Origin of the sequence: Streptomyces sp. NPDC002130 (genome assembly GCF_040296465.1) — a bacterium.
Classification (GTDB): domain Bacteria; phylum Actinomycetota; class Actinomycetes; order Streptomycetales; family Streptomycetaceae; genus Streptomyces.
In genome coordinates, this window is the sequence record NZ_JBEOXI010000005.1 from 45,059 (window position 1) to 58,409 (window position 13,351).

General features: G+C 72.0%; 9 protein-coding genes. 6 read left to right on the top strand and 3 right to left on the bottom strand.

The features are described 5' to 3' along the window. Window positions 1–6 precede the first annotated feature (6 nt). Together polA and ABT116_RS01805 are read left to right on the top strand one after the other, a co-directional pair. Window positions 7–2,733: a DNA polymerase I gene (gene polA / locus ABT116_RS01800; RefSeq protein ID WP_351626366.1), complete on the top strand. Its 2,727-nt coding sequence runs from the start codon at window positions 7–9 to the stop codon at window positions 2,731–2,733. A 322-nt stretch (window positions 2,734–3,055) separates the two neighbouring features. After that, window positions 3,056–3,688 carry a hypothetical protein gene (locus ABT116_RS01805; RefSeq protein ID WP_351626369.1) on the top strand — a complete coding sequence of 211 codons (633 nt, stop codon included), beginning with the start codon at window positions 3,056–3,058 and terminating at the stop codon, window positions 3,686–3,688. Here ABT116_RS01805 and ABT116_RS01810 read toward each other — a convergent pair. After that, window positions 3,657–4,514, bottom strand: coding sequence for a DUF4184 family protein (locus ABT116_RS01810; RefSeq protein ID WP_351626372.1), 858 nt, complete (start codon window positions 4,512–4,514; stop codon window positions 3,657–3,659). The genes ABT116_RS01805 and ABT116_RS01810 overlap by 32 nt on opposite strands. A gap of 341 nt (window positions 4,515–4,855) precedes the next feature. Between ABT116_RS01810 and ABT116_RS01815 the strand changes: the two genes are divergently transcribed. The 3 genes from ABT116_RS01815 to pgfA all read left to right on the top strand — a co-directional run bounded on the left by ABT116_RS01815 (window position 4,856) and on the right by pgfA (window position 7,913). Then, window positions 4,856–6,610: a lytic transglycosylase domain-containing protein gene (locus ABT116_RS01815; protein ID WP_351626375.1), complete on the top strand. Its 1,755-nt coding sequence runs from the start codon at window positions 4,856–4,858 to the stop codon at window positions 6,608–6,610. A gap of 150 nt (window positions 6,611–6,760) precedes the next feature. Beyond that, window positions 6,761–6,895, top strand: a complete 135-nt coding sequence (locus ABT116_RS01820; protein WP_351626377.1) for an SPW_0924 family protein — start codon at window positions 6,761–6,763, stop codon at window positions 6,893–6,895. Between the two features lie 25 nt (window positions 6,896–6,920). Continuing rightward, window positions 6,921–7,913, top strand: a complete 993-nt coding sequence (gene pgfA / locus ABT116_RS01825; protein WP_351626380.1) for a cell envelope lipid trafficking protein PgfA — start codon at window positions 6,921–6,923, stop codon at window positions 7,911–7,913. Here pgfA and hrpB read toward each other — a convergent pair. After that, complete coding sequence (gene hrpB, locus ABT116_RS01830; protein WP_351626383.1) at window positions 7,903–10,443, bottom strand: ATP-dependent helicase HrpB; 2,541 nt, start codon at window positions 10,441–10,443, stop codon at window positions 7,903–7,905. The genes pgfA and hrpB overlap by 11 nt on opposite strands. A 117-nt stretch (window positions 10,444–10,560) precedes the next feature. Further along, window positions 10,561–11,547 carry a class I SAM-dependent methyltransferase gene (locus ABT116_RS01835; RefSeq protein ID WP_351626386.1) on the bottom strand — a complete coding sequence of 329 codons (987 nt, stop codon included), beginning with the start codon at window positions 11,545–11,547 and terminating at the stop codon, window positions 10,561–10,563. A gap of 223 nt (window positions 11,548–11,770) precedes the next feature. Here ABT116_RS01835 and rpsA point away from each other — a divergent pair, with 223 nt between their 5' ends. Further along, window positions 11,771–13,267, top strand: a complete 1,497-nt coding sequence (rpsA, locus tag ABT116_RS01840; protein ID WP_161368364.1) for a 30S ribosomal protein S1 — start codon at window positions 11,771–11,773, stop codon at window positions 13,265–13,267. The last annotated feature ends 84 nt before the right edge of the window (window positions 13,268–13,351 follow it).

The window sequence follows — 13,351 nt, forward strand, 5'->3', positions numbered from 1 at the left end:
GGGGGCGTGGCAGAGACAGCATCGAAGACGACCGACCAGACCTCCGGCGGCAGCCGGCCGCGACTGATGCTCATGGACGGGCACTCGCTGGCCTACCGCGCGTTCTTCGCGCTGCCCGCGGAGAACTTCACCACCGCGACGGGCCAGCCGACGAACGCGATCTACGGCTTCGCGTCGATGCTCGCCAACACGCTGCGCGACGAGGCGCCCACGCACTTCGCGGTCGCCTTCGACGTCTCCCGCAAGACCTGGCGGTCCCAGGAGTTCACGGAGTACAAGGCGAACCGCTCCAAGACCCCCGACGAGTTCAAGGGCCAGGTCGAGCTGATCGGCGAGCTCCTGGACGCGATGGGCGCCCAGCGCTTCGCGGTGGACGGCTTCGAGGCGGACGACGTCATCGCCACGCTCGCCACCCAGGCCGAGGCCGAGGGCTTCGAGGTGCTGATCGTGACCGGCGACCGCGACTCCTTCCAGCTGGTCAGCGAGCACACCACGGTGCTGTACCCGACCAAGGGCGTCTCCGAGCTGACCCGCTTCACCCCGGAGAAGGTCTTCGAGAAGTACGGGTTGACGCCCGCGCAGTACCCCGACTTCGCGGCCCTGCGCGGCGACCCCTCCGACAACCTGCCCGGCATCCCCGGCGTGGGCGAGAAGACCGCGGCGAAGTGGATCAACCAGTTCGGTTCCTTCGCGGAGCTCGTCGAGCGCGTCGAGGAGGTCAAGGGCAAGGCCGGCCAGAACCTCCGCGACCACCTGGAATCCGTCAAGCTCAACCGCCGGCTCACCGAGCTGGAGCGCCGGGTGGAGCTGCCCAAGGGTGTCACCGAGCTGGAGCGCGCGGCCTACGACCGCAAGGCCGTCGCGATGATCCTGGACACCCTGGAGATCCGCAACCCGTCGCTGCGCGAGCGGCTCTTCGCCGTCGACCCCGGCGCCGAGGAGGCCGAGACCACCCCGGTCAGCACCGAAGGCGTGGAGCTGGACGGCACGGTGCTCTCCACCGGCGAGCTGCCCGCCTGGCTCACCGAGCACGGCACCCAGCCCCTCGGTGTCGCCACGGTCGACAGCTGGGCCCTCGGCACCGGCTCCGTCGCCGAGGTCGCCCTCGCCGCGCCCGGAGGGCCCGCCGCCTGGTTCGACCCCTCCCAGCTGGACGAGGCCGACGAGCGGGCCTTCGCGGCCTGGCTCGCCGACGCCGAGCGGCCCAAGGTCTTCCACAACGCCAAGGGCGCCATGCGTGTCTTCGCCGAGCACGGCTGGAGCGTCGAGGGCGTGCGCATGGACACCGCGCTCGCCGCGTACCTGGTCAAGCCGGGCCGCCGCTCCTTCGACCTGGACGCGCTGTCCCTCGAGTACCTGCACCGCGAGCTGACCCCGGCCGCCGCGGCCGACGGCCAGCTCGCCTTCGGAGCGGACGACGCCGCCGAGGCCGAGGCCCTGATGATCCAGGCCCGCGCCGTCCTCGACCTGGGCCAGGCCTTCGAGAGCCGTCTGGAGGAGGTCGGCGCCGCCGACCTGCTGCGCGACATGGAGCTGCCCACGTCCGCGCTGCTCGCCCGCATGGAGCGGCACGGCATCGCGGCCGACCGGCCCCACCTGGAGGCCATGGAGCAGATGTTCGCCGGGGCCGTGCAGCAGGCGGTCAAGGAGGCCCATGCGGCCGCCGGGCACGAGTTCAACCTGGGCTCGCCCAAGCAGCTCCAGGAGGTCCTCTTCGGCGAGCTGGCCCTACCCAAGACCAAGCGGACCAAGACCGGCTACACCACGGACGCCGACGCCCTCGCCTGGCTCGCCACGCAGACGGACAACGAGCTCCCGGTGATCATGCTCCGCCACCGCGAGCAGGCCAAGCTCCGCGTCACCGTCGAGGGCCTGATCAAGACGATCGCCGCGGACGGCCGCATCCACACCACGTTCAACCAGACCGTCGCCGCCACCGGCCGCCTGTCCTCGACCGACCCGAACCTGCAGAACATCCCGGTCCGCACCGACGAGGGCCGCGCCATCCGCCGCGGCTTCGTCGTCGGCGAGGGCTTCGAGTCGCTGATGACGGCCGACTACAGCCAGATCGAGCTGCGCGTGATGGCCCACCTCTCCGAGGACGAGGGCCTGATCGAGGCGTTCACCTCCGGCGAGGACCTGCACACCACGGCCGCCTCCCAGGTCTTCGCGGTCGAGCCGACCGCGGTCGACGCAGAGATGCGCCGCAAGATCAAGGCCATGTCGTACGGCCTGGCGTACGGCCTCTCCGCCTTCGGTCTCTCCCAGCAGCTGAACATCGAGGCGGCCGAGGCCCGCGCCCTGATGGATGCGTACTTCGAGCGGTTCGGCGGCGTACGGGACTATCTGCGCCGGGCGGTCGACGAGGCCCGGGCCACGGGATACACGGCGACGCTCTTCGGTCGCCGCCGCTACCTGCCCGACCTCAACAGCGACAACCGCCAGCGTCGGGAGGCCGCCGAGCGGATGGCTCTCAACGCGCCGATCCAGGGCACGGCGGCCGACATCGTCAAGATCGCCATGCTCAAGGTCGACGACGCCCTGAAGGACGCCGGCCTCGCCTCCCGCATGCTCCTCCAGGTCCACGACGAAATCGTGCTGGAGATCGCCCCCGGGGAGCGGTCCGCCGCCGAGGAACTGGTCCGCAGGGAGATGGCGAACGCCGTCGACCTCCGCGTCCCCCTGGGCGTCTCGGTGGGCTCGGGCGCGGACTGGGAGTCGGCAGCACACTAGGCGCGGCTCGGCCCTGCCGGGGGAGGTGCGAGGGCCCGGGCAGGGTTGCCGGACGTGGTCGGAGCGGGCTGGGGGGAGTCACTCACCCAGTCCGGGCCCCCCGGACCGGCGTTGCGGGTCTCCTGCCTCGGCCGTTGCGCCCGAGTCCTGCCTCGCCCGGGGCCTTTCGGGGTGCCGTCTTCGCTGGGCGCGGGGGTTCCTGCCAAGCCGGGGATCCGGGTGCCCCGGCCACCCGCCGGCCCAGCCCCCTCCCACGGAAACCGTCACTCGCGTGGCCCCCGAGAAGGCGCCCCCGCCCCCGCTGGTCGCAAAGATGCGGGGCATGGGTATACGCACGTTCCTCAGCCGCACGGGCCCAGGCGTGGCACTGCAGCCGGTCCCGGCGTTCGAGGCCGCCGCGAGTACGGTTCGCGTCCCCGTCACCTTCAGCACGGCCCTGCGCCAAGCGACGGCGGGCCTCCGGCAGCGTCTGGCCGTCGGCGGACGGCGGTCCGCCGCCTCCGCCGACCTGGCTGCCCCCAAGGCTCTCCCGGGGGCAGGTGGCCTGACCGCCGCTCCCGCCCTCACCGGTACCGACCCTCTGACCGCCCTGACCGGTCTCGTCGGCATCGACGCCGTGGCTGCCCTGACCCGTCTCGTCGGCACCGAGGTCGTGGCGGACCTCGCCGGCGCCGTCGATCTGGCCGCTCTGACCGGCCTCGTCGGCGCCGGCACCGCGTCGGCCGGTAGCGGCCCGCGCCCCGTCACCGGCCCCGCACCCATCGAGCTCCGGCTCCCCGGCCCACCCGGCACCCAGGGCAAGCCCTCCCGCCCCTGGGCCCGGCTGGCCCGCGACTATCTGACCCTCGTCCTCACGCTGCTCCCACGTCCCCGCCCCGCGCACACCACCATCACCGTGTACATCACGACGGCCGACGGCGTCGTCAGCGAGCGGCCGGGCGGCTCGGCTCCGTAGCGGCGGCAGAGGCAGGACGGACCGAAACCGGAACCGGACGCCGCACCCGAACCCCCACGGCGTAGAGCAGCAGCGCCGGGACGAGTCCCGCGCCCGCCCCGAAGCACACCGTCGGAATGATCTCCCACGGTTTCGCGGCCGAGCCCCAGTACGCCCACCACCGCGACGCCCGCTGCACCGCCCCCACCACCGCGAAGCCGCAGATCACGGCGGCGGCAGCCCACCGGTCCCGTACCGTCAGCACGGGGACCCCCAACGGCTCGCCCCCGGGCGCCCGCCGCAACGCGTGCGCCACGAACACGGCGATCACGACCGCGGCCACCGCCGAACCGCCGTACTGCAGGTACCAGTACAGCGGTGAGCCCGCCACCTCCCGGCCCAGCACCGGAAACAGCCGCATGCCCCATCGGTCGAGATGCGTGAACGCGTCCCACACCACATGGGTCGACGCGCCGAGCACCGCGGAGGCGTACCACCGCGCCACCAGCGAGGGTCGCACCCGCGCGCGCGGCGCCCCGCACCGCAGCAGGGCCGCCACCCGCCCCTGCCGGGCCCGCGGCAGCAACGCGACGAGCGGTTCACGCACCAGCAGCCACAACCCCACCAGCGCCCAGGCGATGAGCACATCGACCGTGAACACGCCCGGGAACCCGTGCGTGACGTCACCGAACTCCATCGCCCCGGCAAAGACACTTGCCGCGTAGTAGGTCATGTCGGGCGCGAAGGAACCCGCCACGAGCACGGCGGGCACCAGCGGGCCCCGGCCGGTACCGTCGGTGCGGACGGCGGGCAGTACGGCTGCCGCATGGCTCAGCGTGAACGGCAACTCGGCTCCTCGCGACGGTCGTTGCACCAAGGCCGGGGTGCCCGGCGGTGAGTGGCCCAGTATGCGGGATGCCGCCCTGCCGACGACGTCACGAGCCCCCGTGACCAACTGGTGAAAAGCGGTCACGAACGGGTGCCCGCGCAAAAGAAGTTGTCGTAGGGTCGCCAGAGTCGTCGCGCGGGGAGCGCGTCGAATGCGCGACCGCGGTAAAGAGCAGAGCACGCACGAGAACAGAGTTGTGGCTGTCGGAGGGCAACCCCTCGGGCGGTTGGATCGTCACAACAGGGCGAACACTGCAGACGTAGACGGACGCTCGGGCGTCCACGGGAGGGGTTCACTCTATGGCGGCGCAATTCGGCAGGAGGCTGCGCAAGGGGGCGGCGACGACAGCCGTGGCCGCGGTAGCGGTCGCGGCCCTGTCCGCCTCCCAGGCACCGGGCGTGAACGACCACGGCAGACAGACCGCCGCCGACGCCACTCCCGCACCTGAAGCGAATGCCTCCAACGGCAGCGCCACCGGCAACTCGCCGTACTACACGGACCTGCCCCCGCTGAAGAGCCCGAACCCGTCACCGACCACGGGCCCCGGCCCGACCGGCACGGGCACGACGGAAGCCGGCATCCCCGCGACCGTCCTCGACGCCTACAAGAAGGCGGAGACGGCGCTGCGCGAGGCCAAGCCCGGCTGCAACCTGCCCTGGCAACTCCTCGCCGCCATCGGCCGGGTGGAGTCGGGACAGGCCCGTGGCGGCCAGGTCAGGGACGACGGCACCACCATCAAGCCGATCCTGGGCCCGCAGCTCGACGGCAACGGCTTCGCCCTCATCAAGGACACCGACGGCGGCGCGTACGACGGCAACAGCACGTACGACTCGGCCGTCGGCCCCATGCAGTTCATCCCCTCCACCTGGGCCTGGGCCGGCCGCGACGGCAACGCCGACGGCAAGAAGGACCCCAACAACATCTACGACGCCGCGCTCGCCGCCGGCCACTACCTGTGCCGCAACAACTGGGATCTGTCCCAGCAGCGCGACCTCGACCGGGCGATCCTCAGCTACAACAACTCGCGCGACTACCTCAACCTCGTCATGAGGTGGCTGGAGTACTACCGCAAGGGCACCCACGAGGTCCCGGACGGCACCGGCACGCTGCCCGACAACCGCAGCGACGACGGGGCGGGCGCGAGCCCGACGCCCACCACGCCGGGCGCCACCACACCGGGCACCACCCCTCCCGGCAGCACGGCGCCCAAGCCCGGCCCCAAACCCGAAAGGCCCGAGAAGCCGGGCGGCGGTACGACGACCCCGAAGCCGCCCACCACACCGCCCGCCGACACCCCGTCGTCACCGCCCGCGACGCCCCCCACCCCCACCGACACGGTGGACCACCTGGAGGACGCCGGCACCGGAAAGCTCACCGCCATGGCCGGCGACGCGTTCGACCGGCGGATCAGCACCCGCGCCGAGACCGAGGCGGGCAAGGCCGTCGCCAAGGTCAGGGTGCGCTTCACCATCGTCGGTGACACGGACACCACCTTCACCGGCGGCGAGAGTGTTGCCACGGTCGCCACCAACAGCTCCGGCGTGGCCGTGGCGCCCGCCCTCGAAGCGGGGGAGAAGACCGGCGCCGTCACCGTCCGCGCCACCGTGGTGGGGCGTGCGCTCCCGGGCCTCGACTACAAGGCCACCGTGACCGAGCGCGCGGCCGACGCCCTCGTCCGTACCGGTGACGCCGCGCTGACCTGTGCCCCCGGCGGCCAGTTCGCGAACCAGGTCGAGGTGAAGGCCACCTACAAGGGCGCCGTCGCCGACGGCGTCGCGGCCACCGCCACGCTGATCAAGTCGGCGGACGACCCGACCGCCAACGACAAGGGCCCCTACTTCAAGGGCGCCGACGGCAAGGCCGTCCGCACCCTCACGGGTCTGAAGACGGACGCGAAGGGCCTGCTGAAGCTGCCCGGGCTGTACGCCGACGACACGGCCGGCACGTTCCTGCTCCGCATCACCACGGCAGGCGGGGCGACCCTCACGGTCGAGCTGACCGTGGCCGCGGCCGGGACGTCCGCGCCGAGCCCGTCGGCCGACCCGAGCGCGTAGCTCTCAAGTACGACAGGCGACGCCCCTCTTGGTAAGGAGGGGCGTCGTTGTGTGTGCAACGTGTTCTCATCTCCGTCGCGCGTTGCTACGGTGCCGAGGAACCTGACGGTGCATCAGTTAAGTCCGTCGCGACCCGTGGGGAGGTTCCGCATGCGCGCTCTCATCGCCGCCGCCACCGGTCTGGCCCTCGCGCTCGCCGTGGTCCTGACGCTGACCGCCCTCGGCTCCCCGTCGGGCGGGACGTCCCCGAAACCGCTGCTGACGACCGTGCCCGCACACCCCTGACCGCCCGCCCGGGAGGGAGGCCGAGATGCGCCGCAAGGCCGGCCTGGTCCTGCTCGCCCTCGCCGTGTTCTTCGCGGCCCTGTCCCCGTTGCTGCGCTGGTACGCCTTCCCGCGCCTGGCCAAGGTTCCCGCGAACCAGTACCAGGACATGGTCCTGGAGGCGAAGAACGCCACCCTCCTCGACTACGGCACGATGAAGGCGAAGAAGGTCTCCAAGGTCACCATCGTCCAGACCCTCAAGGGCAACGTGGAGGCCTCCGAACGGATCGAGGAGTCGGCGGGCCGGGACGTCGTCGTCTGGGACGGCCTGTCCTACGTCGTCGGCCCCGACGGCGCGATGGTCTCCAAGATGCCCGAGCGCTACATCTTCGACGCCCACACCCAGGAGCCCGTCCACGCCACCGGCGAGATGGTCGACGGCGACCCGGTGCGCCGCCGGGGCATCGAGTTCAAATGGCCCTTCCTGACCGAGAAACGGGACTACGAGTACTTCGACGCCCAGGCCCGCGTCACCGCGCCCATCGCGTACAAGGGCACCCGTGACTTCCGCGGCCTGGAGGTCTACTACTTCGAGCAGACCATCCCCTGGACCGAGGTGAAGATCCCCAAGACCCTGCCAGTCAAGGGCCTCACCCCCGAGGCGGTGGCGCAGACCGGCACGACCCGCTGGTACACCACGGTCCGCAAGTTCTGGGTCGAACCCCTCACCGGCGCCCCCGTGTACGGAGAGGAGATCCACCGCGAGGAACTGCGCGGCGGCACCCTCCTCGGCGACCGCGGCAAGGTGACCGCGTTCGCCGGCCACGTGAAGATGCGCGAGGACTACCTCACGCACACGGTCGACCTGGTGAAGTCCCAGCGGCTGCTCGTCCTGCTCATGACGTCCTACCTGCCGTGGGGCTTCCTCGGCCTGGGCGTCCTCCTGCTGGTCCTCGCGCTCTACCTGGAGGCCCGCGGCCGCCGCCCCTCCGGCCCGGCCTCCACGGCGGCCGAGGAACCGTCGTCGGTCAGCGCCTGAGCCGCGCGTTGGTGTGCCGCGTCGGCTCGGCCGTCGCCGGGTCCTCGGGCCACGGATGCTTCGGATACCGCCCCCGCAGCTCCGCCCGTACCCCCTTGTAGCCGTCCCGCCAGAACGAGGCGAGGTCGGCGGTGACGGCGGCCGGCCGCCCGGCCGGGGACAGCAGATGCACGAGCAACGGCACCCCGGCCACCCGGGGCGACTCCTGGAGCCCGAACATCTCCTGCAACTTCACCGCCAGCACCGGCTGCTCTGGCCGGGACCAGTCGATCCGGATCCTCGACCCGCTCGGCACCGTCAACCGCTCCGGGGCCAGCTCGTCGAGCCGCCCCGCCTGACCGGAGGCCCAGGGCAGCAGCCGGGCGAGCGCCTCCCCGGCGTCGATCCGCGCCAGATCGGCCCGCCGCCGTGCCCGGCCGAGCTCCGGCTCCAGCCACTCCGCCACGCGCGCGTGCAGCGCCTCGTCGGACACGTCCGGCCAGGGCTCACCGAGATGCAGCCGCAGGAACGCGAGCCGCTGCCGCAGAACGCCGGCATCGGCCGACCACCGCAGCAGCCCGAACCCCTCCCGCCGCAACCCGTCGAGCAACGCGCCGCGCACGAGGCCCGGATCGGCGTCCCGCAACGCCCGCGCGGTCAGCTCAACGGCTCCCAGCCGCTCCACCCGCCGCGCCACGACGTCCCCGCCGTCCCACCCGACCTCGTCCCGCTCCTCCAGCAGGGCCCCCGCGGCGAGCCGGGCCACGTCCTCGTCGACCACGGCCCCGAGCCGCACCCGCGCGTGCCCCTTCCCGACGGGCCGGTCGGCGACGGCGGAAGCGATCCAGGCGACACCCCGCAGCGCGCTTCCGTCCCCGACCTCGGCGCGCGTCCCGGAGACCAAGAGGTACGACCCACCGTCACTCCTGGCGACGCGCTCGGGAAAGGCGAGAGCGGCGACGACCCCGACCTGACGCTCTTCCGGGGAGCCCGTCCAGGCCCCGACGCCGGCATCTTGCGGCCGGTCACCGGTGGGAGGGCTGGAAACTCCGGAAACGACGGCCCGCAGCCGCCGAACCTCACTCCGCCACCGCGAGGAATAGGCGTCGCCCCCACGCCGGGCACGACGCAACGCACCCGCCAGATCATCGCCGTACTCCCGCGGAGGCTCCTCGCTCAGGAGGGCGACAACCTCAGAAGCCCGCTCGACCCCGACAAGGGGCGCGGAGTCGAGCAGTGCCCGCCCCAGCCGGGGATGCACCCCCACCCGGCTCAGCCGGACTCCCCGCTCAGTGGCGCGCCCGGTGGAGTCGACCGCCCCCACAGCCGCCAGGACCTCACGCGCCGCCGCCATGGCCCCACTCGGCGGCCCGTCCAGCAGCGCCAAACCGGATGCGTCCGGATCGCCCCAGCACGCCACCTGCAGCGCGAACGCCGTCAGGTCGGCCACCTTGATCTCCGGCGACGGATAACGCGGCAGACGCGCGTCCTCGGCCTCCGCCCAGCAGCGGTACACCGCTCCCGGTGCCTCACGCCCGGCCCGCCCCGCCCGCTGCCGCCCGGCGGCCTGCGACGCCCTCACGGTCGTCAGCGCGCTCAACCCGCGCGCGTGGTCCACCCTCGGCTCGCGCGCCAGCCCCGCGTCCACCACCACCCGCACCCCGGGCACGGTCAGCGACGACTCCGCGACGGACGTGGCCAGCACGACCCGCCGCCGCTCCCCGGGCGCCAGCACCGCGTCCTGCACCGCGGCCGGCGCCCTCCCGTGCACCTGGAGCACCTCGACGTCCCCGAGCCCCCCGAGCTGCCCGGCGACCCGGGCGATCTCGCCCACGCCCGGCAGGAAACACAGCACGTCGCCGTCCCGCTCGGCCAGTGCCCGGCGGACCACGGACGCCACGTGCGTCAGCAACGCCGGATCGACCCGCATCCCGTGCGGCGGGCGTACGGGATGCGCCGGCGGCGCCCACACGGTCTCCACGGGATGAGCGGCCCCCTGCGCCTCGACCACCGGTGCCCCGCCCAGCAGCCGCGCCCACCCCTGCGCGTCGGTCGTCGCCGAGGCGGCCACCAGCCGCAGCTCCGGCCGCAGCGTCTGCCGTACGTCCCACAGGAACGCCGCCGCCGTGTCCGCGTCCAGGTGCCGCTCGTGACACTCGTCGAGCACCACCACGTCGGTACCGGCCAGCTCCTGGTCCCGTTGCAGCCGCTGCACCAGCACACCGGTCGTGACGACCTCCACGCGCGTGTGCCGCCCGACGACGCGCTCCCCGCGCACGGTGTAGCCGACGCTCTGCCCGAGCTTCTCGCCCAGCAGCCACGCCATCCGCCGCGCCGCCGCCCGGGCCGCGATCCGCCGCGGCTCGGCCACGATCACCCGCCTCCCGGGCCCCTCTCCGAGCAGCCCCGCCAGCGCCAGTGGCACCAGGGTCGTCTTGCCGGTGCCGGGCGGCGCCACGAGGACGGCGGTGCCGTGCCCGTCGAGGGCTTCGCGCAGGGCGGGCAGGGCACCGCGTACGGGCAGGGAGGCCAGGGCGTCGTCACGGATCACGCCATCAGTGTCGTACGCCCGGGGAGAGGTCCTGCGCGCGTGGGCCGGTCCTGGCTGCTCATCACCTGCATGACCCTCTCGAGAGAGGCCCCGCCCGGGCGCGCTTCAGTCCCTCCCTCAGCCTTCGGCCGGGGGTGCCCCCATGTCGCTTCGCTCGCAGACGAAGATCGCCGTGCCGGGGATCAGGTTCCCGCGCAGCGGCGACCAGCCGCCCCACTCCGCGGTGTTCCAGGCGGGCCATTCCGGCTCCACCAGGTCGACCAGGCGGAAGCCCGACGCCACGACGTCCCGGACACGGTCGCCGAGGGTGCGGTGGTGCTCGACGTAGACCGCCCGGCCCTCCTCGTCCTGCTCGACGTACGGCGTGCGGTCGAAGTACGAGGCCGACACCGACAGCCCCTCCGGCCCCGGCTCGTCCGGGAAGGCCCAGCGGATGGGGTGCGTCACCGAGAAGACCAGCCGTCCCCGGGGCCGCAGCACCCGGCGCACCTCGCGCAGGACCTGACGCGGGTCGGCGACGAAGGGCAGCGCCCCATAGGCCGAGCAGGCCAGGTCGAACGAACCATCGGCGAAGGGGAGCGCACCCGCGTCGGCGCAGACCAGGGGGAAGGAACCGCCGATGCGCAGGGCGTGCTGGAGCTGCCGGTGCGAGATGTCCAGGGCGACCGGCCGCGCTCCCTGGGCGGTCAGCCAGCGCGAGCACTGGGCGGCGCCGGCGCCGATCTCCAGGACGTCCCGGCCCTTCAGCTCCTCCGGCGGGCCGAGCAGTTCGGCCTCCACCTCGTCCAGCCCCTCGGGACCCCACACGAAGCGGTCGTCGCCGAGGAAGGTGCCGTGCTCGGTCTGGTACTCGTCCGCGTTGCGGTCCCACCAGCCACGATTGGCCCGGGAGCTTTCCGTGACGTCGGCATCGCGCCGGGTGGCCTCGGGTTCGGACGCTTCGGACTCTTGGATGATCGGCTCCCTCGTACTAGTGTGCGGGCTCTTCCGTCCGGCCGGTCCTGACGGTGCCGTAAAGGGGGCGTCGCGCGCCGCGCGTGGCCTCGAACGACACGACTTGTGCCGGATATGCGGCGTTCGCCCCGCGTGGGCGGCTTCGCGCATTGACCCTGCCCGGCTGCCCCCGTATGCTACAAGTTGCGCTGCGGGCCTGCGCACCTCAGACGTAGCAGGCTGCGCTCGCATCTGTATGTATGTCCCCTCGGTTGTCGAGGCGTCACCATTTCTGAGTGGCGCTTCCTTGGCTGTCCGGCTTCTGCAGAGCGAAACGGGCTCCCGGCGTAGCAGTACCTACGACTTCAATGTCCGTACCGGAGCCCTTTCCCACATGACGAGCAGCACCGAGACCACCGCCACCACCCCGCAGGTAGCGGTCAACGACATCGGTAACGAGGAAGCCTTCCTCGCCGCGATCGACGAGACGATCAAGTACTTCAACGACGGCGACATCGTCGACGGCGTCATCGTGAAGGTCGACCGGGACGAGGTCCTGCTCGACATCGGTTACAAGACCGAAGGTGTGATCCCGAGCCGCGAGCTCTCGATCAAGCACGACGTCGACCCCAACGAGGTCGTCGCCGTCGGTGACGAGATCGAGGCCCTTGTTCTCCAGAAGGAGGACAAGGAAGGCCGCCTGATCCTCTCGAAGAAGCGCGCCCAGTACGAGCGTGCCTGGGGCACCATCGAGAAGATCAAGGAAGAGGACGGGATCGTCACCGGTACCGTCATCGAGGTCGTCAAGGGTGGTCTCATCCTCGACATCGGCCTCCGTGGCTTCCTCCCGGCCTCCCTGGTCGAGATGCGCCGCGTTCGCGACCTCCAGCCCTACGTGGGCAAGGAGCTCGAGGCCAAGATCATCGAGCTGGACAAGAACCGCAACAACGTGGTCCTGTCCCGCCGTGCCTGGCTGGAGCAGACCCAGTCCGAGGTCCGCCAGACGTTCCTCACGACCCTCCAGAAGGGTCAGGTCCGTTCCGGCGTCGTCTCCTCGATCGTCAACTTCGGTGCCTTCGTGGACCTGGGTGGCGTCGACGGTCTGGTCCACGTCTCCGAGCTCTCCTGGAAGCACATCGACCACCCGTCCGAGGTTGTCGAGGTCGGCCAGGAAGTCACCGTCGAGGTCCTCGACGTCGACATGGACCGCGAGCGTGTCTCCCTGTCGCTGAAGGCGACCCAGGAAGACCCGTGGCAGCAGTTCGCCCGCACCCACCAGATCGGCCAGGTCGTGCCCGGCAAGGTCACGAAGCTGGTTCCGTTCGGTGCGTTCGTCCGCGTGGACGAGGGCATCGAGGGTCTGGTCCACATCTCCGAGCTGGCCGAGCGCCACGTGGAGATCCCGGAGCAGGTCGTCCAGGTCAACGACGAGATCTTCGTCAAGGTCATCGACATCGACCTCGAGCGCCGTCGCATCAGCCTCTCGCTGAAGCAGGCCAACGAGTCCTTCGGTGCCGACCCGGCCTCGGTCGAGTTCGACCCGACCCTGTACGGCATGGCCGCGTCCTACGACGACCAGGGCAACTACATCTACCCCGAGGGCTTCGACCCCGAGACCAACGACTGGCTCGAGGGCTACGAGACCCAGCGCGAGGCGTGGGAGACCCAGTACGCCGAGGCGCAGCAGCGCTTCGAGCAGCACCAGGCGCAGGTCATCAAGTCCCGCGAGGCGGACGAGAAGGCCGCTGCCGAGGGTGGCGAGGCTGCCGCTCCGGCCGCGTCCGGTGGTGGCGGTTCGTACTCCTCCGAGGGCCCGGACAACTCCGGCGCGCTGGCCTCGGACGAGGCGCTGGCCGCGCTGCGCGAGAAGCTGGCGGGCGGGCAGAGCTGAACGCCCACTGAGCTGTAGCTCCTGATCGAGGGGCCGTACCTTCCGAGGTGCGGCCCCTCGGTGTTTTCGGCCATCGTTCGGCTG